At 63.8% G+C, this 25,884-nt stretch carries 31 protein-coding genes and 1 riboswitch; of the genes, 16 read left to right on the forward strand and 15 right to left on the reverse strand.

Translation table 11 applies throughout. From position 1 onward, the window contains the following. The first annotated feature begins 47 nt into the window (after positions 1–47). The gene (locus XH85_RS17895) at positions 48–713 is read left to right on the forward strand and encodes a DsbA family oxidoreductase (RefSeq protein WP_128932859.1); all 666 of its coding nucleotides are present in this window, start codon (positions 48–50) and stop codon (positions 711–713) included. Here XH85_RS17895 and XH85_RS17900 read toward each other — a convergent pair. The 3 genes from XH85_RS17900 to XH85_RS17910 all read right to left on the reverse strand — a co-directional run bounded on the left by XH85_RS17900 (position 691) and on the right by XH85_RS17910 (position 3,838). Next, positions 691–1,881, reverse strand: coding sequence for a GNAT family N-acetyltransferase (locus tag XH85_RS17900; RefSeq protein WP_128932860.1), 1,191 nt, complete (start codon positions 1,879–1,881; stop codon positions 691–693). The two genes, XH85_RS17895 and XH85_RS17900, sit on opposite strands and share 23 nt — an antisense overlap. 164 nt (positions 1,882–2,045) lie before the next feature. After that, entirely contained in the window at positions 2,046–3,485 is a 1,440-nt protein-coding gene (gene ccoG / locus XH85_RS17905; RefSeq protein WP_128932861.1) for a cytochrome c oxidase accessory protein CcoG, read from the reverse strand. A gap of 32 nt (positions 3,486–3,517) precedes the next feature. Next, the gene (locus XH85_RS17910; RefSeq protein ID WP_128932862.1) at positions 3,518–3,838 is read right to left on the reverse strand and encodes an ArsR/SmtB family transcription factor; all 321 of its coding nucleotides are present in this window, start codon (positions 3,836–3,838) and stop codon (positions 3,518–3,520) included. Positions 3,839–3,931: 93 nt separating this feature from the next. Here XH85_RS17910 and XH85_RS17915 point away from each other — a divergent pair, with 93 nt between their 5' ends. The 3 genes from XH85_RS17915 to XH85_RS17925 are packed head-to-tail and all read left to right on the forward strand — an operon-like array spanning position 3,932 to position 5,210. Next, positions 3,932–4,360 (forward strand): YeeE/YedE family protein, encoded by a 429-nt coding sequence (locus XH85_RS17915; protein WP_128932863.1) that lies wholly within the window; start codon positions 3,932–3,934, stop codon positions 4,358–4,360. 5 nt (positions 4,361–4,365) lie between these two features. Further along, positions 4,366–4,833, forward strand: a complete 468-nt coding sequence (locus tag XH85_RS17920; protein ID WP_128932864.1) for a DUF6691 family protein — start codon at positions 4,366–4,368, stop codon at positions 4,831–4,833. A 20-nt stretch (positions 4,834–4,853) separates the two neighbouring features. Further along, a complete protein-coding gene (locus XH85_RS17925) occupies positions 4,854–5,210 on the forward strand; it encodes a carboxymuconolactone decarboxylase family protein (protein ID WP_128932865.1) in 357 nt (118 codons plus the stop codon). 79 nt (positions 5,211–5,289) lie between these two features. Here XH85_RS17925 and XH85_RS17930 read toward each other — a convergent pair whose 3' ends face one another. Beyond that, a complete protein-coding gene (locus XH85_RS17930) occupies positions 5,290–5,622 on the reverse strand; it encodes a hypothetical protein (RefSeq protein ID WP_128932866.1) in 333 nt (110 codons plus the stop codon). A gap of 110 nt (positions 5,623–5,732) precedes the next feature. Then, entirely contained in the window at positions 5,733–6,137 is a 405-nt protein-coding gene (locus XH85_RS17935; protein ID WP_128932867.1) for a hypothetical protein, read from the reverse strand. A 154-nt stretch (positions 6,138–6,291) separates the two neighbouring features. Between XH85_RS17935 and XH85_RS17940 the strand changes: the two genes are divergently transcribed. Both XH85_RS17940 and XH85_RS17945 read left to right on the forward strand, forming a co-directional pair. Next, positions 6,292–6,522, forward strand: coding sequence for a hypothetical protein (locus XH85_RS17940; protein ID WP_128932868.1), 231 nt, complete (start codon positions 6,292–6,294; stop codon positions 6,520–6,522). A gap of 13 nt (positions 6,523–6,535) precedes the next feature. Further along, positions 6,536–8,572, forward strand: a complete 2,037-nt coding sequence (locus tag XH85_RS17945; protein ID WP_420837895.1) for a pyrroloquinoline quinone-dependent dehydrogenase — start codon at positions 6,536–6,538, stop codon at positions 8,570–8,572. Positions 8,573–8,616: 44 nt separating this feature from the next. On the opposite strand, the gene XH85_RS17950 is transcribed toward XH85_RS17945, so the two are convergent. Beyond that, positions 8,617–8,859 carry a PilZ domain-containing protein gene (locus XH85_RS17950; protein WP_128932869.1) on the reverse strand — a complete coding sequence of 81 codons (243 nt, stop codon included), beginning with the start codon at positions 8,857–8,859 and terminating at the stop codon, positions 8,617–8,619. Positions 8,860–9,036: 177 nt separating this feature from the next. Here XH85_RS17950 and XH85_RS17955 point away from each other — a divergent pair, with 177 nt between their 5' ends. Further along, positions 9,037–9,330 (forward strand): HdeA family protein, encoded by a 294-nt coding sequence (locus XH85_RS17955; RefSeq protein ID WP_164940179.1) that lies wholly within the window; start codon positions 9,037–9,039, stop codon positions 9,328–9,330. A 117-nt stretch (positions 9,331–9,447) separates the two neighbouring features. Here the strand turns inward: XH85_RS17955 and XH85_RS17960 are convergent, their stop codons facing one another. Further along, positions 9,448–9,912 carry a PaaI family thioesterase gene (locus XH85_RS17960; RefSeq protein ID WP_128932870.1) on the reverse strand — a complete coding sequence of 155 codons (465 nt, stop codon included), beginning with the start codon at positions 9,910–9,912 and terminating at the stop codon, positions 9,448–9,450. Between the two features lie 37 nt (positions 9,913–9,949). Continuing rightward, positions 9,950–10,159, reverse strand: coding sequence for a hypothetical protein (locus XH85_RS45155; protein ID WP_164939634.1), 210 nt, complete (start codon positions 10,157–10,159; stop codon positions 9,950–9,952). 123 nt (positions 10,160–10,282) lie between these two features. Between XH85_RS45155 and XH85_RS17970 the strand changes: the two genes are divergently transcribed. Continuing rightward, positions 10,283–10,576 carry a hypothetical protein gene (locus XH85_RS17970; RefSeq protein ID WP_128937323.1) on the forward strand — a complete coding sequence of 98 codons (294 nt, stop codon included), beginning with the start codon at positions 10,283–10,285 and terminating at the stop codon, positions 10,574–10,576. A 100-nt stretch (positions 10,577–10,676) separates the two neighbouring features. Continuing rightward, positions 10,677–10,931, forward strand: a complete 255-nt coding sequence (locus XH85_RS17975; RefSeq protein WP_164940180.1) for a hypothetical protein — start codon at positions 10,677–10,679, stop codon at positions 10,929–10,931. Positions 10,932–11,028: 97 nt separating this feature from the next. On the opposite strand, the gene XH85_RS17980 is transcribed toward XH85_RS17975, so the two are convergent. Both XH85_RS17980 and XH85_RS17985 read right to left on the reverse strand, forming a co-directional pair. Further along, positions 11,029–11,274: a DUF6894 family protein gene (locus XH85_RS17980; RefSeq protein ID WP_128932872.1), complete on the reverse strand. Its 246-nt coding sequence runs from the start codon at positions 11,272–11,274 to the stop codon at positions 11,029–11,031. Positions 11,275–11,436: 162 nt separating this feature from the next. Then, entirely contained in the window at positions 11,437–11,625 is a 189-nt protein-coding gene (locus XH85_RS17985; protein ID WP_091889179.1) for a hypothetical protein, read from the reverse strand. A gap of 262 nt (positions 11,626–11,887) precedes the next feature. Here XH85_RS17985 and XH85_RS17990 point away from each other — a divergent pair, with 262 nt between their 5' ends. Next, positions 11,888–12,193: a DUF2798 domain-containing protein gene (locus tag XH85_RS17990; RefSeq protein WP_245474140.1), complete on the forward strand. Its 306-nt coding sequence runs from the start codon at positions 11,888–11,890 to the stop codon at positions 12,191–12,193. Between the two features lie 794 nt (positions 12,194–12,987). Here XH85_RS17990 and XH85_RS17995 read toward each other — a convergent pair. Together XH85_RS17995 and XH85_RS18000 are read right to left on the reverse strand one after the other, a co-directional pair. Continuing rightward, positions 12,988–13,155, reverse strand: a complete 168-nt coding sequence (locus XH85_RS17995; RefSeq protein WP_164934493.1) for a hypothetical protein — start codon at positions 13,153–13,155, stop codon at positions 12,988–12,990. 466 nt (positions 13,156–13,621) lie between these two features. After that, a complete protein-coding gene (locus tag XH85_RS18000) occupies positions 13,622–13,813 on the reverse strand; it encodes a hypothetical protein (RefSeq protein ID WP_128932874.1) in 192 nt (63 codons plus the stop codon). 384 nt (positions 13,814–14,197) lie between these two features. On the opposite strand from XH85_RS18000, the gene recA reads away from it, so the two are divergent. The 5 genes from recA (at position 14,198) to XH85_RS46705 (ending at position 18,012) form a co-directional block, all read left to right on the forward strand. Then, positions 14,198–15,283: a recombinase RecA gene (gene recA, locus XH85_RS18005; protein WP_128932875.1), complete on the forward strand. Its 1,086-nt coding sequence runs from the start codon at positions 14,198–14,200 to the stop codon at positions 15,281–15,283. A 326-nt stretch (positions 15,284–15,609) separates the two neighbouring features. Beyond that, on the forward strand, positions 15,610–15,825 hold the full coding sequence (locus XH85_RS45935; RefSeq protein WP_208758131.1) for a hypothetical protein: 216 nt from the start codon (positions 15,610–15,612) through the stop codon (positions 15,823–15,825). A 10-nt stretch (positions 15,826–15,835) separates the two neighbouring features. Next, positions 15,836–16,834 carry a hypothetical protein gene (locus XH85_RS18015; protein ID WP_128932876.1) on the forward strand — a complete coding sequence of 333 codons (999 nt, stop codon included), beginning with the start codon at positions 15,836–15,838 and terminating at the stop codon, positions 16,832–16,834. Positions 16,835–17,167: 333 nt separating this feature from the next. Continuing rightward, entirely contained in the window at positions 17,168–17,680 is a 513-nt protein-coding gene (locus XH85_RS46700) for a hypothetical protein (protein WP_245474142.1), read from the forward strand. Next, on the forward strand, positions 17,659–18,012 hold the full coding sequence (locus XH85_RS46705) for a hypothetical protein (protein ID WP_245474145.1): 354 nt from the start codon (positions 17,659–17,661) through the stop codon (positions 18,010–18,012). Before XH85_RS46700 ends, XH85_RS46705 begins: the two co-directional genes overlap by 22 nt. Before the next feature lie 140 nt (positions 18,013–18,152). Here XH85_RS46705 and gcvP read toward each other — a convergent pair whose 3' ends face one another. The 3 genes from gcvP to gcvT all read right to left on the reverse strand — a co-directional run bounded on the left by gcvP (position 18,153) and on the right by gcvT (position 22,709). Continuing rightward, positions 18,153–21,020, reverse strand: coding sequence for an aminomethyl-transferring glycine dehydrogenase (gene gcvP, locus XH85_RS18025; RefSeq protein WP_164940926.1), 2,868 nt, complete (start codon positions 21,018–21,020; stop codon positions 18,153–18,155). A 161-nt stretch (positions 21,021–21,181) separates the two neighbouring features. Further along, complete coding sequence (gcvH, locus tag XH85_RS18030) at positions 21,182–21,550, reverse strand: glycine cleavage system protein GcvH (protein WP_091889091.1); 369 nt, start codon at positions 21,548–21,550, stop codon at positions 21,182–21,184. A gap of 10 nt (positions 21,551–21,560) precedes the next feature. After that, complete coding sequence (gene gcvT / locus XH85_RS18035) at positions 21,561–22,709, reverse strand: glycine cleavage system aminomethyltransferase GcvT (protein ID WP_164940788.1); 1,149 nt, start codon at positions 22,707–22,709, stop codon at positions 21,561–21,563. A gap of 163 nt (positions 22,710–22,872) precedes the next feature. Then, a riboswitch (glycine riboswitch) is annotated at positions 22,873–22,964 on the reverse strand. A 235-nt stretch (positions 22,965–23,199) separates the two neighbouring features. On the opposite strand from gcvT, the gene alaS reads away from it, so the two are divergent. Continuing rightward, the gene (gene alaS, locus XH85_RS18040) at positions 23,200–25,878 is read left to right on the forward strand and encodes an alanine--tRNA ligase (protein WP_164940789.1); all 2,679 of its coding nucleotides are present in this window, start codon (positions 23,200–23,202) and stop codon (positions 25,876–25,878) included. Positions 25,879–25,884: the final 6 nt, after the last annotated feature.

Here is a 25,884-nt window from a genome sequence, read left to right on the forward strand (position 1 = left end):
TCGGCTTATCTTCCGACGGACCCGTAGAATGCCCGAAGGAGGCGCCCATGAGCACGCTGAAACCGCTCCAGATCGACGTCGTCTCCGACGTGGTGTGCCCTTGGTGCTATATCGGCAAGCACCGGATCGAGAGCGCGTTGGCGCTCGTGCCCGATGTTCCGGTCAAGCTCAATTTTCGCCCGTTCTTCCTCAATCCCTGGGTGCCGCGCGAGGGCATCAGCCGTGAGGATTATCTCACTAAGAAATTCGGCTCGGTCGAGGCCTACAAGGGCATTGCCGGGCGGGTCGTCGCAGCTGCGAGCGAGGAGGGCCTCGTCTACCGGCCCGAGATGGTGGCGCGTCAGCCCAACACGACCGACTGCCATCGCCTGATCCTCTGGGCCGAGGCAATCGGCAAGGCGCCCGAGATGAAGCAGCGCCTGATGGAGCTCTATTTCCGCGACGGCGGCGATCTCACCGACGTGAACGTGCTGGCGCAGGCAGCCGCTGACATCGGTCTCGACGCCGACGATGTGCGCAAGCGCCTTGCCACCGACGAGGACGTCGCGCGCGTTTCGGCGGACGCGCAGGAGGCCGCCGAGAAAGGCATCTCCGGCGTGCCGACCTATGTGTTCGCACAGAAATACGCCGTCTCCGGCGCGCAGGATCCCAACTTGCTCGCCCGCGCGATCCGCCAGGTCTCGGCGGAGATCAACGCGCAGGCGGCGGAGTAGCTTTCCCTTTGCGGAGCCGATGGACCACGCGTCGCGCGGCCTGATGCGCGACGTTGAGCCCGGTCAGCGCAGCATGAATGAGCGCGACGGCCGGATCCTTCCGCCGCAGCGGGATCAGCACGTCACCGATTGCGAAGCGTCCTCGCCAGATCGGATTGATCATGGGGTGATCGGCGCACGCCATGGAATCCGCGCTGGCGATGGCGGGATCGGCGCAGAGATGGCGGGTGAGGTCGAGCGTGAGCTGCACGCCGGGCGAATATTTCGCAAAGCGCTCGTCGATGCCGAGCTTGAAGAAGAAGGCGCGGTCCTGATGGCGCAGCACAATGCCGGCGGCGACCGGTATCGTTCCAGCGCGTAGCGTGATGATCTCGCATTGCGCGGTTTCCGCCAGCGTCGCGACGGCGCGGCGGATGAAGCTCGCATCGCCCGCATGCTGGATCAGCGCGGTGCCGCGCTCGCCCTTCCAGCCGCTGGCCTCGAGTTGCAGGAACGTTTCGAGCGCCGGTCCGATCTCGTTGCGCTCTCGCGCGACCTCGAACGCGACGGGGCCGGTTTCTTCGAGCCGATGGCGCTGGCGCCGCAGCTCCTTGAGCTTCCTGGCACCGAGTGCCTCGCGCAAGAGCGTCTCGCCGTCATGCGTCGCATCGAGGCTGGCGCGGATGTAGGAGCTGAGCAGGCGCGGCTTCAGGCCATCACGATTCAGAACCTGATTGAGAGCGGTCATCGCAGCGCCGTCGAGCGCGACGTCATTCAGCACGAGCGCATGGGCTCCGGCCTCGCGCGCCTGCTGCAACAGACGCGTGGCGGCCTCGATTGGGGCGTCACGGTCGATCAGCGGGCTGCACAGCGTGCCATAGGGATGCGCGCTCACCAGCGCGGGCAGGGGAATTTTCCAGGCGCGCCAGAGCGAGATCACCGGCATCAGCCCGATCAGTCGCGTCGAAGATGCGTCGAGTGCGGCAAGCGCTGAGGCCTCGGTGCGGCCGCGCGCGGTCGCGCTGACGGCAAGCTCCCAGCCCGGCAGGTAATAGCCGTTCGGTTCGATCGTGCGTTGCGCGAGCGCACGCCATTGACCGGGGTCGATGGAGGTGAGCGGAACGCGCGCGCGTGCGGCATCCCATGTCGATGCCGGATTGATCGCTGTCTCCTGCGCGATGTCGACCACGTCCAGTCGTCCCCGTTCACGCGGTCCAAGGCCGCGTTACGGCGATGCTTAGCGCAAAGATTGGAAAATACCGTTGGGACGCTGCCTCAATTCGAGCGGTAGCGTTAACGTCTCGTTGAGCATCTGAGCGGTGGCGAGCCGTCGGGTGCGTTGCCGGAGGCTTGCTACTGGTCACCCGGGACGAAATGGTCGCGGGCGCTTGCCCGTCCGCCCCCGGCGGTGTCCGAGATCGTGATGTCGATGTCGCGGGACGTCTGTGGCAAATGTGCCGGGCCGACCTGCACGGATAAGCGCACCTCCCGGGTTTGATCCTGGCCGACCGCGACGACCGGCTTGCCGTCCGGCCCGGCCTCGATGCCGGCGACGCGGCTGGTCGCGCCGGGCAGTCCGGAGATCTCGAGCACAAACGATCGTTCTGCGCCCTTGTTGAGGATGCGCACGATATAGTCGTTGCGCACCCCGCCATCCGAGAGCTGGACGAAGAGGGGATTGCGCTCGTGCAGCACGTTGACGTCCATGGTCGCGCGCGTCGCGAGTGCGTAGAGCATGATGCTGCCGACGATTGCGATTGCTGCCGCGTAGATCAGCGTGCGCGGGCGGATGATGCGATAGATCGGCGGCTTGCCGTCGCGCCGGCGCTGCATGTTGATGTCGGTGTCGTAGCCGATCAGGCCGGCGGGCCGACCGATCTCGCGCATGATGTTGTCGCAGGCATCGATGCACAGGCCGCACTGGATGCAGCCGAGCTGGATTCCGTGGCGGATATCCACGCCTGTCGGGCAGACATTGATGCACTGGTGGCAGTCGACACAGTCGCCGGCGACGTCGCCATGGGCGCGGGCGACTTCCGCCTTCTTCACCGACATGCGCGGCTCGCCGCGGTCGCGGCGATAGGTGACGTTCAGCGCCCATTCGTCGGTTAGCGCCGCCTGGATGCGGGGCCACGGGCACATGTAGATGCACATCTGCTCGCGAGCATGGCCTGCGAAGACATAGGTTGTGGCAGTCAGGATGCCGATCCAGAGATAGGCGATGAATGGCGCCTGGAACGTCGCGAGCTCCTTCACCAGCGTCGGCGCATCGGCGAAATAGAGCACCCAGGCGCCGCCGGTCCACCAGGCGATCATGATCCAGAGGAAGTGCTTCAGGGCAACTTTTCGGATGTGATCGAATGTCCAGCCGCGCTTGTCGCCCTGCATGCGCTCGCGCCGGTCGCCCTCGATCCAGCGCTCCACTGCGTAGAACAAGTCGGTCCACACCGTCTGCGGACACATGTAGCCGCACCACAGCCGGCCTGCGACCGCGTTCATCAGGAACAGCGTCATCGCCGCGATGATCAGCAGACCGGTGAAATAGTAGACTTCCTGCGGCCACAGCTCGATGAAGAAAAAATAGAAGCGGCGATGCGGGAAGTCGATCAGCACGGCCTGATCCGGCAGGCCGGGGCCGCGATTCCAGCGTACGAACGGCAGCAGATAATAGGTGCCGAGCGTGACGCAGAGGATCGCCCATTTAATGCGGCGGAAGGGCCCGCGAACCGACTGCGGATAGACCTTCTTGCGCTTCTCGTAGAGAGGTCCCTCGATGAAAGTATCGTCGGTCATGCCGCGCTCCCGGCGTTATTGCCAGCGAAGATCTATTCCGGTGCGCAGAAGAGGCGGTACAGAGTCTCCAGCACCGAGCGGACCTCCTGGCTCGCGATGCTGTAGTATATCGTCTGACCCTCCCGTCTGGGTTTGACCAGGCTCAATGCACGCATCTTTCCGAGATGCTGGGATAGTGCCGCCGACGACAGGCCCGCGATGTCGGCGAGCTCGCCGACGGACTTTTCGCCATCCAGCATGTTGCAGAGAACCAGGAGCCGTTTTGGGTTACCCATGGCGGCGAGGAGGCGGGAGGCCTCCTCGGCCTTCTCCTCCAGAGCGAGCAATTCTTGATTCCGGGGCTTGCGCTTCATGGAGGCCATATATATTAGTATATTCGAAAATAAGAAATAACTAAATCGTTTGTGCGAGGGTTCCTGAAGGTGCTCTCGCTGCGGAGGGTTCTGATGGTTTCGACATCATTTACGCCGATCGCCTCCCTCGTCGGCGGTGCACTGATCGGGTTGTCCGCCGTTCTGCTGATGTGGGCGAACGGACGCATCGCCGGCGTGAGCGGCATCGCGGCACGGCTGTTTCCGCCTTACGAGGACGGCGAGTTCGCTGGCCGGCTCGCCTTCGTCGCCGGTCTCGTCGCCGCACCCATGCTGGTCCTGTTTGTCACCGGAAGTCTTCCGGCGCAGACGATCGCGGCCGGGCCGGCCGTTTTGATCGTCGGCGGGTTGCTTACCGGTTTCGGTTCAGTGTGGGGCAGTGGCTGCACCTCCGGCCATGGCGTCTGCGGCCTGTCGCGGCTCTCGGCGCGCTCACTGGTTGCGACCATCACCTTCATGGCGACCGGCGTTGCGACAGTCTTCGTGATGCGGCACTGGAGCTGACGCCGATGGCTATCCTGGTTCAATTCGTCGTCGGCCTGATCTTCGGTCTCGGCCTCATCGTGTCCGGCATGTCGAACCCGGCCAAGGTTCTGAACTTCCTCGACATCGGCGGCATTTCGGCGGGAACGTGGGATGCGAGCCTTGCCTTCGTGATGGCCGGTGCGATCGCGGTGACCTTCATCGGCTTCAACCGCGTCCTGAGGCGTGCGCGTCCGTTCTTCGCTGAACGGTTTTATCTTCCCACGCGAAGGGACATCGATCCCAGGATCATCGCAGGTCCCGCGATCTTCGGCATCGGCTGGGGACTGGCAGGCTTCTGTCCGGGACCGGCGCTGACCGCGCTCGGTTTTGGATCGGTGTCCGCCGTGATCTTTGTCGCGGCGATGAGTGCCGGCATGGTGCTGGCGCGCTTCATCGCCCGCTTGCCGTCGCTGACGCGCTTCGTCACGCCTGCCGATCCGCTCGAAACCTGAAGTAACCCGGAGTGTAAATCATGGACAAGAATTATCCCGAGATCACCCGGCAAATCTCGGCCAACATGCGCAAGCTCCGGAGCGACATTCCCGAGACCATGAAGGGATTTGCCGCACTCGCTCAGGCGGCCACGCACGACGGCGCGCTCGACAAGAAGACGAAGGAGCTGATCGCGCTGGCGCTTGGCGTCACTGCGCATTGCGACGGCTGCATTGGCTTTCACGCCGAAGCGCTCGTCAAGCTCGGCGCGACGCGTCAGGAGGTCGAGGAGACGCTCGGCATGGCGGTCTATATGGGCGGCGGCCCGTCGCTGATGTACGCTGCGGACGCGATCGCGGCCTACGAGCAGTTTCAGCAGCAATCGGTTGTTGCCTAGTTGCGGTCATTCGATACGTTCATGCGAACGGGACCGGGCGAGTTGTCTCGTCCGGTCCCGGCCATCAAGCCTTCATCGATTACCAGCGGTCGTCGACACCGACGCCAACGCTGACGCCAGGTGCGCGAATGCCGACGCCGGCGCGCGGACCGTCATCCCAATCGCGATGGTAGGTCCGACGTTCATAATAGCGTTCGCGCGGCATGTAGTCATAGGAATCTCGCACGATCACACGCGAACCGCTGCGCGTGCGATAGCAGCGGCCGGCGTCGTCGCAGACAAGTCGTACCTGCTGGACGAGATCCGGATTGGTGTACTCGCTGCTCGTGTAGATGTCGGAAGCCTTCGCGCTCGATGCGGCTGCCAAAGCACCGACGCCCGCCAACAGCGCAACAGTCAACGTCCTCATCATGTCCTCCTCGAAACTGCCCTCGGCGGTAACAAGAAAGGGAGGCGATGTTCGTTCCCGTCGGCGATGCTGGTTTTTCCCCGGAACCGCAGCTTCGTTAGAGCGATTTGTTCCTAAATCGGCTGGTAAGTTTCGGTCCCGCAGATGTCGTCGGCTTCCGCACGCCGGCGGTCGACGACCCTTCCGCCGGTGATGGTCACGATGTAGGTCTGGGCGCCCAGCGACGTACCGGTCGCGGACGTGAGCTGCGCGCGGACGCAGGCCGTCCAGCCCGGTCCTCGCACCTCGCGATGGGGTGGGGCGACGTGCACCTCACGCGGATAGGACGTGTTCAGGAAGACCACGTCGATCTGCTCGCGCACCACGCGCTTGACGTCGGGGGCCGGCTCGGGTGGCGGTTGCTCGGCTTCCTTCATGCGCATGAACTCGGGCACCGGCGCGCGGCTGTCGGCAAAGCCGCAGGCACCGAGTGCGAGCGCGCCGGCGAGCAGCGCCGCATGAGCAATGATCCGCAACATACCTGAAGGTCCCCCCGGCGCGCCAACACATAGGCACGAATGCGATCAGGCGAAGTCCCGCCCGATCAAGATTTGCTGAAGTCTTGGAACCCGCGCCATTTGCTATTACGCGATTGCAGGCTAGCTTGTACCCCAGGCGAGGGGGATTGCATTCATGAGGATTCTGGTGATAGCGGCCGCGGTGCTGGCGCTGGCGGGAAGCGTGGCTCAGGCGCAGATGGGCGCCGGCAGCAAGCGCCATGGCAACGACGCCAAGGCGGACAACAAGCCCAAGGTCGACGAAAAGGCCTACAGGGCCGCGCTCGAGCGCATTCCCGAGCCCAAGGAAAAGTACGATCCGTGGGGTGGGGCCCGCCCCAGCGAACCCGCCAAGAAGTCGAAATAGAACGAGGCGGGCGTTGCGGATCCACCTGCGCGTTGCTGCCGCATTCGTTACGCTCCTGTCGTTTGCCGTGCCGCCGTCTTTCGCTTGGGAGAGCTGGGGCGGCGATCCCGGCGGTTCGCGCTTCTCGCCACTGCAGGAGATCTCGCCGGGCAATGTCGGCCAGCTCGTCCGCGCCTTCGAATATCACACCGGCGATCTCACGGCACGCTCGCCCGAGCTGATGCGGCGAACCAAATTCCAGGCAACGCCGCTGTTCGTCGAAGGCAGCCTGATCTTCTGCACGCCCTTCAACGAGGTCATCGCGCTCGATCCCGGCACGGGCGCGCAGAAATGGCGCTATGATCCGAAGATCGCGATCAACCAGCGCCCCGCCAATCGCTATGTCTGCCGCGGCGTCACCTATTGGGTCGACGACACGGCGCCGCCGGATGCCGCCTGCCGCGCGCGCATCTTCATGGGCACGAACGACGTCCGCCTGATCGCGCTCGATGCGAAGACAGGCGTTCCCTGTGCCGGATTTGGCAATGGCGGTGAGATCAAGCTCGATATCGGAATGGCCCTGGAATGGCCGGGCGAATTCCAGATCACCTCGCCGCCGGCGGTCGGCCGCGGTGTCGTCGTAGTCGGATCTGCGATCGGCGACAACCGCCGTGTCGACGCGCCGAGCGGCGTGGTGCGAGCGTTCGATGCGCGCAGCGGCCAGCCACGCTGGACCTTCGAGCCGCTCAAGCGCGAAGGCATCGAAGCCGGTCACGCCAATGTCTGGGCGCCGATGTCGGTCGATGACGCGCGCGGATTCGTATTCCTGCCGACGTCGTCGCCCTCGCCGGATTTCTGGGGCGGCAAGCGGCCGGGCAACAACGAGCACGCCAATTCGGTGGTCGCGCTGCACATCGAGACCGGCGAACTCGTATGGGCCTTTCAGATCGTGCGTCACGATGTCTGGGACTACGATCTGGCGGCGCAACCGACGCTGGCGCGCCTCGACACAGGTGAGGGCCAGCGCGACGTCGTGATCCAGCCGACCAAGCAGGGTTTTGTCTTCGTGCTCGATCGCGACACCGGCAAGCCGGTCTGGCCCGTCGAGGAGCGCGCCGTGCCGCAGGACGGCGCGGAAGGGGAAAGATTGTCGCCGACCCAGCCGTTCCCGACGCACGTGCCCGCGCTGACGTCGCAGACGATCTCGACCGATGATGCGCTCGCGCTATTGCCTGCGCTGCGTCGCTCGTCCTGCGAGCGGCAATTCGCGGAGGCGCACAATGAGGGCCTGTTCACGCCGCCTTCGAGGCAGGGCACGCTGTTGTTTCCATTCACCGGTGGCGGGGTGAACTGGGGCAGTGCCGCCTTCGATCCGGTCAGCCAGATCCTCTACGCCAACACCAGCCGCGCCGTGCATCGCGTCAAGCTGATCCCGCGCGCGGAAGCTGTCGGGTTCAATCCGCCGCCCGGTCATGATTTCGGCCAGCAGCGTGGCACGCCGTTCGCGATGACGCGCGCGGTGGTGATGTCGCCGCTCGGTTTGCTCTGCAACAAGCCGCCCTGGGGCGAGATGGTCGCGGTCGATCTGAAAGCCGGAAAAATCCTGTGGCGTTCGACGGTCGGCACCACCGAGGATCTTGCACCGCTCGGCGTGCCGTTGCCGTGGGGCGCGCCGCTCGTCAACGGGCTCGCGGTCACCGCAGGCGGGCTCGTCTTCACCGGAGCGATGGACGCCTATTTGCGCGCCTTCGATGCGCGGAGCGGCAGGGAGCTGTGGCAGGGCCGGTTGCCGGTCCCGGGTGTCGCCAATCCCATAACCTATCTCTGGCAGGGCGAGCAATATGTCGCGATCGGCGCCGGCGGCCACTCCGAGGCAGGCACTTCGATCGGCGACAGCGTCGTTGCGTTTCGCCTGGCGCGGCCGGGCGAGGCACCATCGCTATGGTCGCGCACCATCGATCGTCCCGGCGGACGATTTCTTGCAGCGTCCTCAACGATCGCGCTCGCGGTCGTCGCGTTTGCGATTGCAAGCCTGCGCTGGCGTCGCCGCCGTCGTATCGCGCGATCATGATCGTGTTGTGGATGCGATGCGAACGATCGTTCACATCGCGCGCGCTATTGCACGAAAGCAAGGCCGACGCGTTTGTCGCTGCGCCACACGGGGCGGCAAGTCCGCACGAAATTGTCGCACGAAATCGATAACTTGAAGCTCTGCGGCAGCGTTGTGGGGGCGTCGAGATCGACGGCAGCGCCGCCGGTCGATATGTTTCTCACCGTGCATGCGATTCCGCTATTTTCAAAGGTGATCCTGCCCCCCTTGAAAACGCGGTGACGCTGCGTTGCACGCCTCTCAATCATCTGCGTTCATCCACAATGACCATTGTGAAATAGCGCATAGAAATTACCTTGAACTCAACTCAATACTGGCGCTACTTGCACAGCGCTTCAGGCTTCGTTTACCACGTTGATGCGGACGATCTCTCCGCCGACTTTCCTGACAAGCCCTTTATGGCGTTCGCGCCGATGAAGATACTGATGAAGACCATGCTTTCGATTCTGTTCGCTGCAGCGCTCTCGCTGTCGTCCATGCCCGCCCACGCCATCAAGTGGGACCTCTCGACCATGAGCTGCAAGCAATTCCTCGAGAGTGGCGAAGACAACATCCAAGTCGTACTGACCTGGATGGACGGCTGGTACAAGGGCGACAAGGACAACGCGATCATCGACACCGACGTGTTCATCGAGAACGCCAAGAAGTTCGGCGCCTATTGCGGAAAAAATCCGAACGTCAGCATCGTGACCGCGGCCGACGAGGTGCTCGGCAAGTAACCTCGCGTGCGTGATGGCCGAAGCGCGATCGTAATCGCGTTTGCTGTCTCGACATGACTCCATTGAGAGCCGCGGTGCGCCTGGCGCTACCGCGGCTCTCTTCTTTTCGTAGCACGGTCACCCCGGCAGCATCGCGAACGCGCTCGACACCATCGCAATCGGCTTGTTGTCGGAGGCCGAGAGCAGCGTGACGCGGCCAAAGCTCATGGTGCGCCCGAGCCGCACCACGCGCGCGTCCGCCAGCACGTCCGAGGAGGAGGCTGCGCGCATGAAATGCGTGGTCTGGTCGACCGTGGTCATCGGACGATAGCCGCGGTTGGCGGCGAGGATCGCGATCACCATCGCGGTGTCGGCGAGCGCCATCAGCGCCTGGCCGCAGACCACGCCGCCGTTCCGGCACAGCCGTTCCGAAAACGGCATGCGCAGCAGGGCACCCGGCTGCCAGTCCGGCGCATCCGCTTGCTGTGCGTGCTCGATGCGCTCGATCGAGAGGTCGAGATCCTGGACCCAGGGCGCAAAGACCTCGCCGAGGATGCGTTTGGCGTCAGTGATGCCGAACTCGGCGTCTGGCTGCGTTTGCATTGCTGTCGTTCCCTCCATTATGGCCGGATGTTTCGCCTCATTCTGCGCGCATCGGCGCGGCAAAGTCACCCGGTCTGGCGCCGGTCTCTTCGGCTTGAAAATGCCCGACTTCGCCCGATATGATGGCGCGCTTGGGTACGGGTGGATGATGTTGCGTCGATGTGTCCTGGTCTTTTGTCTGGCTGCGCTCGGCCTTGCGCTGAACGGGTGCACCAAATGCGGCCCGATCTGGGACGACTGGCTGCATGCGCCGAAATCGTGCAGATCGGACCGGCTCTAGCGGCCAGGCGGCGCTGAGGTCGCGGTCGGCCGCGACAAGGATGACGAGGCGCGGGCGATCCGCGCTTCATGGATGATCAAGGAGTGGATGATGAAGCTTTTCCGTTTGGCCGCGGTGCTGGCCGTGCTGGCGGGACCGGCCTACGCGCAAATGCCCAATCTCAATTTGCTGCAGGAAGGCCCGGGCAAGACCCCCGAGGAGAAGGCCGCGGACGCCGAGCGTGAAAAGGCCTACAAGGAAACGCTGAAGAAGATTCCGGACTCCAAGGCATCCAACGATCCCTGGGGCGGCATGCGCTCCGATCCGCCGAAACAATCGGCGGCGCCGAAGGCCTCGGCCGCGACCAGCGCGTCGAAGAAGAAATCCGGCACGGCCGCCAATTGACCTGCCACCGCCCGGGGGGCGGGCCTCCGGGTGGGACTCCTCTTTGCCCTGCCGGCCTCCTACATCTCGCAAGAGAGTATTGCGTAGAGGAGGACGGGACATGGCCGATCGTCCGCGGGATCTCGCCGAACGGATGGCGCGCCGGCGCAAGATGGGCGGCAAGCCGGACCATGCGACCGGCGACGGCTATCTGCGTGAGACCTTCACGCTGCCGCGCGCAGCGGCAAGGGCGAGGGCGGAGGCCTTCTTCGCCCGCTACCCCAAGGCTGGCTATATGAGCGCGGTCGAGACCTGGCGCGAATTGCCCGGTGGCGACATCGAATTCACCATGCGGCGGTTGCCCAGCGCGGATTAGAGCATGATCCGGAAAAGTGTGCAGCGGATTTCCGGAAAGATCATGCTCAAACAAGAGCCTAAAGGGTGATGACGATTCGTCCTAATCGCATCGCGCTTTAGGGTCTCACCTTTTCGATCGTTTCTGCGACGATGCGGATCCGGAATACGGGCTCCTTGGCTTCGTCCAGCAGCTCCATGTGCCATTCGGAATTTTGCTGGAGCTTGCGGGCGATGCCGGCGGCCATGTCGGCGCAGACGCTGGTCATCTCCTTCCAGGCCGAATCGCGATCGTCAAATTCGCTTGCCTGGTCCGCGCAGCCGGAATAACGGCCGTTCCGGATTCGAAAGAAGTAGAGCGGCATGGCTGGCACCGATCACGCGTGACGGCCCAACCCCAAGGCCACGGGCGCGCAGTGCAATCCCAAACCTCGATCAGATCAATTCCGGGCGGCTACGGGATAAATCCCCTGGGGCGCTGCGCCGCCGCTGATCTCACCCAGACGGGCGGGTTCAGGCCGTCTTGCTCAGGCCGTCTTGCGCTCGATGGCCTTCAGCTCGCGGTCGATACGCAGCTGCACCCGCCGGATCGCCAAGAGGTCGATCTTCGTCTCAGTTCTGCCGGTCTTGATTTGGTCGCCGATTCGGAACTGCCACTGCCAAATTCCCGGAACTGCCGTCTTGGCGACGGTGAACTCGACGCCCCTGTGATTCATGGTCACCTCCCACGATTCACCTTCCATGCCCGTAACATGTTGGGCGTCATCATATGCCCGCGACAAGTGAAATCTGTCGATAAGTCCCGGACCGTTGACGGAAACCGCGAGGGCGCGCATTCCGAAGCAAACGAGGTCGGATTCGGCGCCGCTTGCGCGCCGCCCCGGAACTCTGTTCATGGTCGGAGAACCACGGAGCAATCCGCGCGCGACGGCATGGGCCTTGCTTGGCCCGATGACGGCAAGCAACCATGGGCGCCTCATGCTCGGCATTCCCCGCCGCTACTCTCATTTCGTCTTCGGCATCATCCAGTCCGGACTGACCTCGCTGATCGCGGCAGGCATCGCCAGCCTTCCTGCAGGCAGCGCGATGGTCTTCCTCGGGCACTGGATGGTGTCGTGGCTGATCGCGTGGGCTGCGATGCTGCCGATCGTGCTGCTGGCGGCGCCCGCGATCCGCGCCGTCTCGCTGCGGCTGACGCGGGAGGAGAAGGAGCTGCGAACCGGTAGCTATGAAAAAACCCCGCCTGGGGAGAGCCAAGCGGGGCAAAGAGTTGTTGGAGGCTGAGGTGCTGGGCTGCAACACCATAGCCAAGAGACCCTAACTGGTTCGACTTACGTCAGCCTGACAGGGCGCCAAAGCGGAGCGGGGCCGGCGTCGGCGTCCCGTTCGTCGCGCCGCGTTCGTCCATGCCCGCAAACAGAAAACCCCGCTCGCGGGGAGCGGGGTCGTCGGCTGGGTATGGAGACCCGGTGTTGGTCCACCGGGCACGACGAGACTAGGCGATCAGGCTTACACGCGCCTGACGGTGTCTGTGCAAGTCGCGATCGCGCGGGCCGCAGACTGGCCTCGCGCCCGTCCCAATTTCGACATCCGGCCGCACAACTGGCGACACACGGGTCGGCAAGATTCCACACCGTCCGGCGCAGCCATGGGGGAAACGTGGCGCGGCGGCAACGGGGTGGCATCATGGATAACGTAGAGCGGTCTTTCGCCGCCGCGACGGCGGCTGGCTTCGTCGTGCTGGTGATCGGCCTCGTGCTGCTGGCGCTGCTGTAAGGCGGCATCAAGCGCAGGTGCGGGGAGGCGGCCGGAGCTCCGCGCCGGCGCGCTTCGCCGATGGTGAATGGGCACCAATCTTTCAAAAAGGAGGAAAACAACCCCATGCACAGTAGGCTGTGAGGCGATTTCGTCATTCCATTAATGGCTTACTGGAAGTATTTAGATGCCATAATCACGCGGGATGCTCAGCCAAGCGTATCCCGGCGCGCGATGCTAGATTCCCGCGCGGTCAACGGCGGCCGCTAGCGGCGGTCAGGTTCTGCAGCGTGCCCAGGCGCTACCGCTCGCCGTCGTGGGCCTTAGTGGACCTTGATCTCGCCGAGAGGCAACCGCAGCTCGGCGGCGCGCTCGTCACGGTCCTTCTTGCGAAACTCGTTTTCCTTGCGCTCGAATTTGATCATCTCCTCCTGCGCGGCCTCCAGGAGGTGGTTGCGCCTGATGGCGCCGTGGTGTGTGTCTTCAGTCATGCCAGGGGTCCCCAGAGTTGCGGTCCCATCCCGAAGAAGGCCACAGACCGCGAAAAGGTTCGGTGCCTCAGGATTAAGGATTTATGACGGCGCTTGGGCCCGTGCGTCTTTGATGCGCGTCAGTTTCGGACGAGGATCCCATCGTGGCAGAGCAGACGGTTCATGCCGAGGGCAAATGCGCGTGCACGTCTGGTCAGGACGCGCGCGCCGACGAAAGCGACGATCGCGCTCACCCGATCTCGCAGGAATGATTCCAAGCATGGCGTGAAACGAAAGAGGCCGCCGAGGCGGCCCTCGGCGGCTTCATCTGCTGGCCTGCTGAAGCATGATCCGGACCCGAAGGGCCGCGTTGGCGCAAAGCGTGCAGCGGTTTTTCTCGCGATAAAGGTGGACCGCGTTTGCGCGGAGATCATGCTCAAACAATAATCGAAAGCGCGATGACGATGCTTCGTCATCTCATCGCGCGTTAGTGGCAGGGCTTGCCAAGCATCTGCGCGTACCGGCTGTGGCAACCGTCGTGCAATTGCGATTTCTTCGTAATTTTTGCACCGACTTTCGGAGCGCCCGATGAGATCGGAGTGTTCGATGTCTGCGCTTGCGTCGAGGCCGAGCCGACGAAGATGGCCAGGGCCACAACGATCTTGAAAACCGATTTCATCACGCCTCCTGGATTCAAGGGTACGAAATATAACGCTACATATACTAGCGTTACAAAAAGTAGCATTCAGGCGCAAGAGATCCAGCGAAACACCAATTAGGACAGTGCTACGAACGGTAGTTGCCCGGAATCCACTTGGCATCTGGACACCGGTACGGTGCCTCCCGCCGGGGCTGGAATTTCATCCCGAAACGAGATTGCAACCGGCAAAGGGGTCGCTGAAGGGCGGCCCCTTTTCGATTCAGGCACGAGCAAGGGGATTGGGACAGCCGCAAAGAACATATTGCGAACTGAGAACAAATGGGGTACATTATTTTTATCGCCGGCCCGTCCTCTCAATCGTTTGTCCCCCTAGCGAATCCTCGCCATAAGGAGCACGACCCAATGTCCGCCACTGCCCTGCGTATCGTCGAAGGATCTTCCATGGACAAGAGTAAAGCCCTGGCTGCCGCGCTCTCTCAGATCGAGCGCCAGTTCGGCAAGGGATCGGTGATGAAGCTCGGCAAGAGCGACCGCTCCATGGACATCGAGGCGGTGTCCTCGGGCTCGCTCGGGCTCGATATCGCGCTCGGCATCGGCGGCCTGCCCAAGGGACGCATCGTCGAGATCTACGGGCCGGAATCGTCGGGCAAGACCACGCTGGCGCTGCATACGGTGGCGGAAGCGCAGAAGAAGGGTGGCATCTGCGCCTTCATCGACGCCGAGCACGCGCTCGATCCGGTCTATGCCCGCAAGCTCGGCGTCAACATTGACGAACTGCTGATCTCGCAGCCCGACACCGGCGAGCAGGCGTTGGAAATTTGCGACACCTTGGTGCGCTCCGGCGCTGTGGACGTGCTGGTGGTCGATTCGGTTGCGGCGCTGGTGCCGAAGGCCGAGCTCGAGGGCGAGATGGGCGATGCGCTGCCGGGTCTGCAGGCCCGCCTGATGAGCCAGGCGCTGCGCAAGCTCACGGCCTCGATCAACAAGTCCAACACCATGGTGATCTTCATCAACCAGATCCGCATGAAGATTGGTGTGATGTACGGTTCGCCCGAGACCACGACCGGCGGCAACGCGCTGAAATTCTACGCCTCCGTCCGCCTCGACATCCGCCGCATCGGCGCGATCAAGGAGCGCGACGAAGTCGTCGGCAACACCACGCGCGTGAAGGTGGTGAAGAACAAGCTGGCGCCGCCGTTCAAGCAGGTCGAATTCGACATCATGTATGGCGAGGGCGTCTCCAAGATGGGCGAGATCCTCGATCTCGGCGTCAAGGCCGGCATCGTCGAGAAGTCCGGCGCCTGGTTCTCCTATGACAGCCAGCGCCTCGGCCAGGGCCGCGAGAACGCCAAGGCGTTCTTGAAGGGCAACCCCGACATCACCGCCAAGATCGAGACCTCGATCCGCCAGAACTCCGGCCTGATCGCCGAGCAGATTCTCGCCGGCACCCCGGAGCGCGACGCCGACGGCGAGGAGCCGGCGGAGTAAGCCTTAAAGCAGTAGAGTTTTCGCGAGGAGCGGGCGCTGAGGACGTTGAGTTGCCGACGTCTTCGGTGCCCATTTCGTTTGGGGGTGGGGTGGGATGCGTCCGCGATGAAGCGTCTGATCTTGACCAGTTCGTCCGGATTTGGGCTCGCCAAATCGGGATTGGCCGAAATTGTCGTTGCGTTTTCTTTTCGCTTTCAGTGGGGACCCTTGCCTTCACCTGAAATGCTTGCGGCCTATTTTGCGGCGCGTTCGGAGACGCTTTCACCCGGTGATCACTGGCCCGATGGGGCATCCGCTGGCCTAGTGCCATCCGAAACCGCAAGGATTTGTCCCTTATCGAGTTCTGTGAACCCTACGATGCGATCGAACTCTGGTTCGACCCGAATCCCGAAGATCAGTTGCAACTGATTTGGTTGCTCGATCACCTCAGATCTCATTCCGGGCCGGCGCAAAAACTCAAACTGCGCCTTGTGCCGGACGATCTGATCGTGATGAGGGGCGATCGCCTGTGGCGGTACGGTCTCGGTTTGACGAAACCGTGAGGCTGCGAGGATGACGCGGCTCATCGTGACAACAGATTCATCCGCTGCCGGCGCTCTGCTACGCGCGGACCTTGCCGATCTCGTCATCGCGATCGAGCGCCGGCTCATCTGGGGGCCGCTGCCGTCCGAGGAGGAATTGGGGGCTTTCTTTGCGCCGCGCACGACGCAGCCTTGCGATCTTCATTGGTTGGACAACACGCCGTCCTGGCGTCTCGAAGGGTCGGGAGTGAAAGACCGTGGACTGATCGAGCTGCTGTCGGAATGCGACTCGGCCGAATTGTGGATGGGGCCAGAGCCGAATGCGCAATTGCTTCTGCTCTGGCTGCTCGACCATTGCGGCAATGAAAGAGCGGCGGTTTCCAAACTCGTGATACGTCAGCTGGACATTGCCGTTGGTCGTGTCGATCTGGAGCGGCTTGCCAAGCTGAACCCGCCGATTGTTGAGCTCAGGCCTGATCACCTTGAAATCGCAGCTCGTGCGTGGCGGGCCTATCGTGCGCCGACGCCGCAGGATTGGTTCGGCCTTCTCAAAACGGATTTGAGTTTGCTTCCGCAGCTTGAGCGGGGCGCCGTTGACCTGCTCGAAGAGCTTCCGAGCGTTGCCACTGGTCTCGGAGCCACTGAGATGCGGATTCTTGGGTTGATCGCACCAGGCAACGTGCAGCCCTTCGATGTCTTCCCAGGCCATCAGAAGCCCAACGAGCGTCGCGTATTCGACTACTGGGAAGTGGGCGCGCTGCTTGATGGGCTCGCGCGATGTCCGGTGCCGGCCGTAGCAGGGCTGGACGAGGGGCCATTCTCGCTCGACATGCATGACGATGCTCTCCGTCACGCACGATACAAGCAATCCCGCTTGTCGCTTACAGATCTGGGGAAGGCGGTGCTGGCAGGCGATGAGGATTTCTGCCGCCATAATCCGATCGCGCGCTGGTGGGGCGGCACGCTTGTCACCACCGAACGGCTCCGGCGGTGGGATCGCGAAAGCCGCTTATTGGTCCCGCCGGTTTGATGCGTATCGCTCAGAGTGTTGGGTAATCAATTTGAGACGCGATCGTGTCTCGTTTTTGGAGTAGGACGCCGGGGCTATGAAGCGTGTGATCTTGACCAGTTCGTCCGGCGTTGGTCTCACGTATGCCGGTCGTGCTGACATGGTCGTCCCCTTGATCTTTCGGCAAAAGTGCCCCTGTATTACGTATCAATTTGAGATGCGATCGTGTCACATCTGATCCTGGCCACGAACGATCTTGCGGCAAACACGCTTCGCCAATCGGGTGCGGCGAACATCGCGCTCGGATTCTGTCTACGCTTCGTCTCGGGGAAATTACCTTCCGAGGAGCAACTTTTGATGGGGCTGGAGCGGCGATCGGAAAAGCACCGTAATCCAGGCGATCATTGGCTCGACGACGTTTGTCGCGGCTCGCTGGAAGGTTTCGGCACGCGCGATATCGGTTTCTTCGAGCTGTGTGCGAAGTTCGACTCAATCGAAGTATGGGTCGATCCCCTGCCCAATGATCAGCTTGTGCTCGTCTGGCTGCTCGACCTTCTTCGCCCCTACAAGGAGATCACGACGAAGCTGAGCTTGGTGCATACGGATGACATTGTTGCGAACTATGCACCGCAATCGGTCGCAAAATGGAAGCTGCCGGCCTTCAAGGTGGTCGACAATCATTTGATGACGGCAAGCCGCGCTTGGCCGGCCTATCGGGCGTCGACGCCAGAACCCTGTTTCGATCTGCTGATGACGGATCTGATGATCCTGCCGAGACTTCGATCGGCGCTCATTGCGATGCTTGAAGAGCTTCCGGACAGGTTGACGGGGCTCGGAGCCAGCGAATGGACATGCTGGACTTTGTGAACGACGGGCACACCGAGCCAAAGCGCGTCTGTGAGGCGAGGTGGCTTCGTGATGTGCTCGAAGATGGCGAAGCGAGCGATGCTTTGATCGAACTGGCGCAACATTCGGCACCGCCCGTCCTGCTGGGCGATCCGTCGTTCGACAATGAGGCCCGCTACCGCGGCGAGAGCGAGTGGAAGGTCACGCTGACTGAACTTGGACGTTCACTTGTCGCGCGCGAAGACGACGTGTGGCATCACAACACGATCAAACGTTGGTGGGGCGGTACCGAACTGACCAACGAACGGCTCTGGCGCTGGGACGCCGAGACCCGCTCGTTGATCGCGCCGTAAGTGCCGTAGGATGGGCAAAGGTGCGCAAGCGCCGTGCCCACCATATTTCAATAAAGGCAAGGTGGTGGGCACGCTTCCGCCTTCGCTCTTCGAGCTACGGCGGACAAGCCGCTTTGCCCACCCGAGACCTCCGTCGCGTCTTACTCCGCCGCTTCCGCGTAATCGCTCACCGGCGGGCAGGAGCATACGAGGTTACGATCGCCGTAGACGTTGTCGACGCGCCCGACCGGGCTCCAATATTTGTCGGTACGCGAGACGCCGTCGGGGAAGCAGCCCTCGGCACGGGTATAGGCGCGATTCCACGCATCATCCGCGATGTCGTGCACGGTGTGCGGAGCGTGGCGCAAGGGCGAGGCCGCGATCTCAAAGCGACCAGCTTCGACCTCGGCGATTTCTTTCCGGATCGCGATCATGGCGTCGCAGAACCGGTCCAGCTCGGCCTTCGATTCCGACTCGGTCGGCTCGATCATCAGCGTTCCCGGTACGGGGAAGCTCATGGTCGGCGCGTGGAAGCCGTAATCGATCAGGCGTTTTGCGATGTCGTCCACCGTGACGCCCGACGTCGTCTTCAGCGGACGGGGGTCGACGATGCACTCATGGGCGACGCGGCCCTTGGCGTTCTTGTAGAGCACCGGGAAGTGCGGATCGAGGCGCGCTGCGATGTAATTGGCGTTGAGGATCGCGATCTCGGTCGCACGCTTCAATCCTTCACCGCCCATCATCAAGATGTAGATGTAGGAGATGGTGAGGATCGAGGCCGAGCCGAACGGCGCGGCCGAGACCGGGCCGACCTGGGCGTCCGCCTTTGTTGCGGGATGGCCGGGGAGGAACGGGGCGAGATGCGCTCTTACGCCGATCGGGCCCATGCCGGGGCCGCCGCCGCCATGCGGAATGCAGAAGGTCTTGTGCAAATTGAGGTGGCTGACGTCGGCGCCGTAATCGCCGGGCCTGCTAAGGCCGACCTGTGCGTTGAGGTTGGCGCCGTCGAGGTACACTTGGCCGCCATGGCCGTGCACGATGTCGCAGATCTCGCTGATGTGCTCCTCGAACACGCCATGGGTCGAGGGATAGGTGATCATGACCGCGGCGAGATCGTTCGAATGCTTTTCCGCCTTGGCGCGGAGATCGTTGACATCGACGTCGCCGTTCTTCTCGCAAGCGACCACCACCACGTCCATGCCGACCATCGCGGCCGAAGCCGGGTTGGTGCCATGGGCGGAGGAGGGGATCAGGCAGATCTTGCGCTGGCTCTGTCCGCGCGACGCGTGATAGCCACGGATTGCGAGCAGGCCGGCATATTCGCCCTGCGCGCCCGAATTCGGCTGCAGCGAGATCGCGTCATAGCCGGTGATGTCGCACAGCCACTTTTCAAGCCGCGCGAACAGCGCGTGATAGCCGGCGGCCTGCTCGCGCGGAGCGAACGGATGCAGCGTCGCAAACTCCGGCCAGGTCAGCGGCATCATCTCGGTGGTCGCGTTCAGCTTCATGGTGCAGGAGCCAAGCGGAATCATGGCGCGGTCGAGCGCGAGGTCGCGATCACTGAGCTTGCGCATGTAGCGCAGCATCTCGGTCTCCGAGCGATGCGCGTGGAACACCGGATGGGTGAGGAACGCGGTGGTGCGCTTCAAGTCTTCCGGCAGCGCTTCGCGCGTCTCGGCGTCGATCTCGGCATAGGCGAGGGTGCCGCCGAAGGCGCGCCAGACCGCTTCCACCGTCGCGGGCGTCGTGGTCTCGTCGAGCGCGATGCGAAGCGCGGTTTCACCGATGCCGAGATTGATCTTCTCGGCAGCGGCGCGCGCGACGATCTCGACGCGCTTGGCGCCGGCATCGACGCTGAGCGTGTCGAAGAAGCTGTCCGACTGGAGCGCAAAGCCGAGCTTGCGCAGGCCGCTCGCGAGCACCGCGGCGCGGCGGTGCACGTTGCGCGCGATCTGCATCAATCCCTCGGGGCCATGATAGACCGCATACATCGAGGCGATCACGGCGAGCAACACCTGCGCGGTGCAGATGTTGGAGGTCGCCTTCTCGCGGCGGATGTGCTGCTCGCGAGTCTGCAGCGCCAGGCGATAAGCCGGTGCACCGCGCGAATCCACGGAGAGGCCGACAATGCGGCCGGGCAGCGAGCGCTTGAGCGCATCGCGCACCGCCATATAGGCCGCGTGCGGTCCGCCATAACCCATCGGCACGCCAAAACGTTGCGCCGAGCCGATTGCGATGTCGGCGCCCAGCTCGCCGGGCGAGGCGAGCAGCGTCAGTGCCAGCAGGTCAGCGGCAATGATCGCCAGCGCGCCCTTGGCCTTCAGCGCCGCGATCGCGGGCCGCAAGTTCCGCACCGCGCCCGAAGAGCCCGGATATTGCAGCAGCGCACCAAGCACGTCACTCTTAGCGAGATCGGTGACGGGGTCGCCGACGATCAAATTCCAGCCCAGCGGCTCGGCGCGGGTGCGCATCACCGCGAGCGTCTGCGGATGCACGTCTTTGTCGACGAAGAACGCCTTTGCCTTCACCTGCGAGTGCCGCTCGGCCAGCGCCATGGCTTCGGCCGCCGCGGTCGCCTCATCCAGCAGCGAAGCGTTGGCGACGTCGAGACCGGTGAGATCGCAGATCATGGTCTGGAAGTTGAGCAGCGCTTCCAGGCGGCCTTGGCTGATCTCGGGCTGATAGGGCGTATACGCCGTGTACCAGGCCGGATTTTCGAGGATGTTGCGCTGGATCACCGCGGGCAGGATCGTGCCGGAATAGCCTTGGCCGATCAGCGAGGTGAAGACCTGGTTCTGCCGCGCCAGCTCGGCCATATGCGCAATCGCCTCGGTTTCGCTCAACGGCTTGCCGAGATCGAGCGGGGCGGCCTGCCGGATCGAGGCCGGCAGCGTCTCCGCCATCAGCGCGTCGACGCTTTTCGCGCTGACCGCCTCGAGCATCGCGGTGACGTCGCCTGCCGAGGGGCCGATGTGGCGGCGAACGAAGCTGGTTGCGATGTCGCCATTGGATTTGCGGTGCGCGGTCATCATTGGGTCCTCGCTTTAATCATCTGACGCCGTCATGCCCCGCGAAGGCGGGGCATCCAGTAGTCACCGGCAGCGGGAATTGAACCGAGAAGCTGCGGCGTACTGGATCGTCCGCCTTCGCGGACGATGACATCGAGAATGAGGTTACAGTTCGCTTCATCTCACGCCGTATGGGCCTTGTACGCAGCTTCATCCATGAGGCCGCCGAGCTCGCTTTTGTCGGCGATCTTGATCTTGAAGAACCAGGCCGCGCCTTGCGCATCCGAGTTCACCAGCGCCGGCTCGGCGGCGAGTGCGGGGTTGATCTCGAGCACTTCGCCCGAGACCGGGGCATAGACGTCGGAGGCAGCCTTGACGGATTCGACGACGGCGGCAGCTTCCGCCTTCTTCAGCACGCGGCCGAGCTTGGGCAGTTCGACGAACACGACGTCGCCGAGCTGCTGCTGCGCGTAGTCGGTGATCCCGACGGTGGCGACGTCGCCCTCGATGGCGAGCCATTCATGGTCGGAGGTGTACAGCGTCGTGGTCATTGTCGAATCCTCAGCGTTTGTAGGTGTTTTTGACGAAGGGCATGGCGGCGACCTGCAAGGGCAGGCGCTGGCCGCGCACTTCGGCGAACAGCTTGGTGCCGAGCGCGCTCTGGCTCGTGGGCACGTAGCCCATCGCCACCGGCGCGTTCAGGCTCGGGCCGAAGCCGCCCGATGTGACCTTTCCGATCGGCTCGCCCACCGTCGCATCCGCAAACAGCAGCGCGCCCTCGCGCACCGGCGCGCGTCCCTCGGTACGCAGGCCGACGCGGCGGCGGTTGGCGCCTTTATCGAAATGAGCGAGGATCGCATCAGCGCCCGGGAAGCCGCCGGGGCGCATCCCGCCGGTGCGGCGGCTCTTTTGCACCGACCATTCCAGCGCGGCCTCGACCGGCGTGGTCGTGGTGTCGATGTCGTGGCCGTAGAGGCAGAGGCCGGCCTCGAGCCGCAGGCTGTCGCGGGCGCCAAGCCCGATCGGCATCACGTCGGGGCTTTCGAGCAGCGTCTTGGCGAGACGCTCGGCATCGCCAGCGGGAACGGAAATCTCGAACCCGTCCTCGCCGGTATAGCCCGAGCGCGAGACGAAACAGGGCAGGCCGGCGACCTCGTGAGGGCCGGCGTCCATGAATGTCATGGAGGGCGCCGCTGCACACAATTTCGCCAACGCCGATTCCGCCTTCGGGCCCTGGAGCGCGATCAGCGCGCGGTCGGCAAGCGAATCGATGACGCAGTCGCCGGAGAGATGCGCGCGGAGATGCGCCTCGTCCGCGTCCTTGCAGGCGGCGTTGACGACCAGGAACAGGTGATCGCCGAAATTGGCGACCATCAGATCGTCGAGGATGCCGCCATCCGCATTGGTGAACTGGGCGTAGCGCTGCCGTCCCGGTGCAATCGCAAGGATATCCTGCGGCACCAGCCGCTCCAGCGCACGGGCGGTGTCCTCGACCCTGCCGGACTTCGGACGAAGTGCGATCTGGCCCATGTGGGAGACGTCGAACAGGCCGGCAGAGGCGCGGGTATGGAGATGTTCCTTCAGGACGCCCGCGGGGTATTGCACGGGCATGTCATAGCCCGCGAACGGCACCATCTTGCCGCCAAGCGACACATGAAGGTCGTAAAGGGGCGTACGTCTGAGGGGGGCGTGGTTGTCGGTTGAAAGCATCACAGGGGCCCTCGGCGGTTCCCCGGGGACGATTCCCCGGGAGCAACCAGTCGAAGCCCCATCTGTCGCTGTGCCTGAGAGTATTATCCCGTCGGCGGACGCTGGTCCGGGCCACCCTTTTTTACAAGGTAATTGCCCGTCGGCGCCTCTTTCCAGATGACGTCAAAGCCACTCGGTCCTTTTGCCTGAGAGTTTCCGGGGCGGTTGCTCCTTCGGCGCCGGCTGCCTAAAGCCGATCTCTCCCGACGTGGCCGTACGATATAGATAGGTAAAGACCACAGGGCGGCCAAGCCTGTCAACGCGGCGGCTTCGGCTTTCAACCGGGATTGCTACGGGATTGCGCGCCTGCGGCAACCCACTGATCTGCTTGCACAGTTTCTGGACAGCGAAGCTGGCCTTGTCTAAAAGCGCTTTGGCCTGCAGATATCAGCCTTAACGTCCGGTTTTTATGGCGAGAAGTGCGGGTCCAAGCACACCCGATTGGATGAACATGAGCGGCGTCAACGAGATCAGGTCGACCTTTCTGAACTTCTTTGCCGAGAACGGCCACGAGATCGTGCCGTCCTCGCCACTGGTGCCGCGCAACGACCCGACCCTGATGTTCACCAATGCCGGCATGGTGCAGTTCAAGAACGTCTTCACCGGCGTCGAGAAGCGGCCCTATCAGCGCGCCACCACGTCGCAGAAATGTGTGCGCGCCGGCGGCAAGCACAACGATCTCGACAATGTCGGCTACACCGCGCGCCATCTCACCTTCTTCGAGATGCTCGGCAACTTCTCGTTCGGCGACTATTTCAAGGAGCGCGCGATCGAGCTCGCCTGGAAGCTGATCACTGCCGAGTTCGGGCTGAAGAAGGACAAGCTGCTCGTCACCGTCTATCACACCGACGACGAGGCGGCCGGCCTGTGGAAGAAGATCGGCGGCTTCTCCGACGACCGCATCATCCGGATTCCGACCTCGGACAATTTCTGGGCGATGGGCGACACCGGCCCATGCGGCCCGTGCTCGGAGATCTTCATCGACCGCGGCGAGCACATCTGGGGCGGGCCTCCGGGCTCGCCGGAAGAGGATGGCGACCGTTTCCTCGAATTCTGGAATCTCGTGTTCATGCAGTACGAGCAGGTGACGAAGGAGGAGCGCGTAGGCTTGCCGCGTCCCTCGATCGACACCGGCATGGGCCTGGAGCGCATGGCCTGCATCCTCCAGGGCGTCGAGAGCGTGTTCGAGACCGACCTGTTCCGCAATCTGATCGATGCGACGGCCTCCGCGCTCGGCGCCGGCCCGACCGAGCAGAACGCCGCCTCGTTCCGCGTCATCGCCGACCATTTGCGCTCCTCGGCCTTCCTCGTCTCCGACGGCGTGCTGCCCTCGAACGAAGGCCGCGGCTATGTGCTGCGCCGGATCATGCGCCGCGCGATGCGCCATGCGCAGCTGCTGGGCGCGAAAGAGCCGCTGATGCATCGCCTGGTCTGGGCGCTGGTGCGCGAGATGGGCCAGGCCTACCCAGAGCTGATGCGCGCGGAGAATTTGATCGAGGAAACGCTGCGGCTGGAAGAGACCCGCTTCCGCAAAACTCTCGCGCGCGGCCTCGCCATCCTCGACGAAAAGAGTGCGGGCCTGAAGAAGGGCGACATGTTCGATGGCGACGTCGCCTTCACACTCTACGACACCTACGGGTTCCCGCTGGACCTGACGCAGGACGCGCTGAAGTCGCGCGGCATCGGCGTCGACCAGTCGGCCTTCTCCGATGCAATGGAGCGCCAGAAGTCCAAGGCGCGCGAGTCGTGGAAGGGGTCGGGCGAAGCGGCTTCCGAGGCGATCTGGTTCCCGCTGCGCGAGAAGCTGGGTGCGACCGAATTCCTCGGCTACGAGACCGAAAGCGCCGAAGGCGTGGTCGCGGCGCTGGTCAAGGACGGCAAGGAGGCGGACAGCCTCAAGGCCGGCGAGACCGGTGCGCTGGTGCTGAACCAGACGCCGTTCTACGCGGAATCCGGCGGCCAGGTCGGCGATACCGGCGTGCTGCTCGGGGAGGGCGGCATCAAGGTCCGCATCACCGACACGCAGAAGAAGCTCGGCGATCTCTTCGTCCACATCGGCACGGTCGAGAGCGGCGAAGTGAAGCTCGGCACCGCGCTCCAGCTCGAGGTCGATCATGGGCGTCGTTCTTCGATCCGCGCCCATCACTCGGCGACGCATCTCATCCACGAGGCGCTGCGTCAGGTGCTCGGCGATCACATCGCGCAGCGCGGCTCGCTGGTCGCGCCCGACCGCCTGCGCTTCGACTTCGTGCATCCGAAGCCGATCACGGCGGAGGAGCTGTCCCGCATCGAGGACATCGCCAACGACGTGGTGCTGGAGAACGACGAGGTCACCACGCGCATCATGGGTGTCGATGAAGCCCGTGAGGCCGGCGCGCGCGCCCTGTTCGGCGAGAAATATGGCGACGAGGTCCGCGTCGTTTCCATGGGCAGGACCGCGCGCGAGCGCGGCGCCAACGCGCTCGGCTGGTCGGTCGAGCTCTGCGGCGGCACCCATGTGAGGCGCACCGGCGACATCGGCCTGATCACGCTCACGAGCGAGAGCGCGGTCGCCTCCGGCGTTCGCCGCATTGAGGCGCTGACCGGCAATTATGCGCGCAAGCACGCCAATGACACCATGGCGCTGGCCAAGACCGCGGCGAACGAGCTGCGCACGTCCATCGACGACGTGCCGGCGCGCATCACGGCGCTGATGGAGGAGCGCAAGAAGCTCGAGCGCGAGCTCTCCGACGCGCGCAAGAAGCTGGCAATGGGCGGCGGTGCGTCGTCGAGCAACGGCGCGGCGGCAGGCGTGCGCGAAGCCGGCGGCGTCAAACTGATGGCGCGCGCCGTCGAGGGCATCGAGATGAAGGATCTCAAGAGCCTTGCGGACGACGGCAAGAAGCAGATCGGCTCCGGCGTCGTCGCCATCGTCGGCGTCACCGAGGACGGCAAGGCCGGCGTCGTAGTCGGCGTCACGCAGGATCTCACCGCGCGCTTCAACGCCGTGAATTTGGTGCGCATCGCCTCCGAAGCGCTCGGCGGCAAGGGCGGCGGCGGCCGGCCCGACATGGCCCAGGCCGGCGGCCCTGACGGCGCCAATGCGGCCGCGGCGCTCTCGGCGATCGAAAAAGCGATGGCAGGCGCTTAAAGCCCC

This window comes from Bradyrhizobium zhanjiangense (genome assembly GCF_004114935.1).
Lineage (GTDB): Bacteria > Pseudomonadota > Alphaproteobacteria > Rhizobiales > Xanthobacteraceae > Bradyrhizobium > Bradyrhizobium zhanjiangense.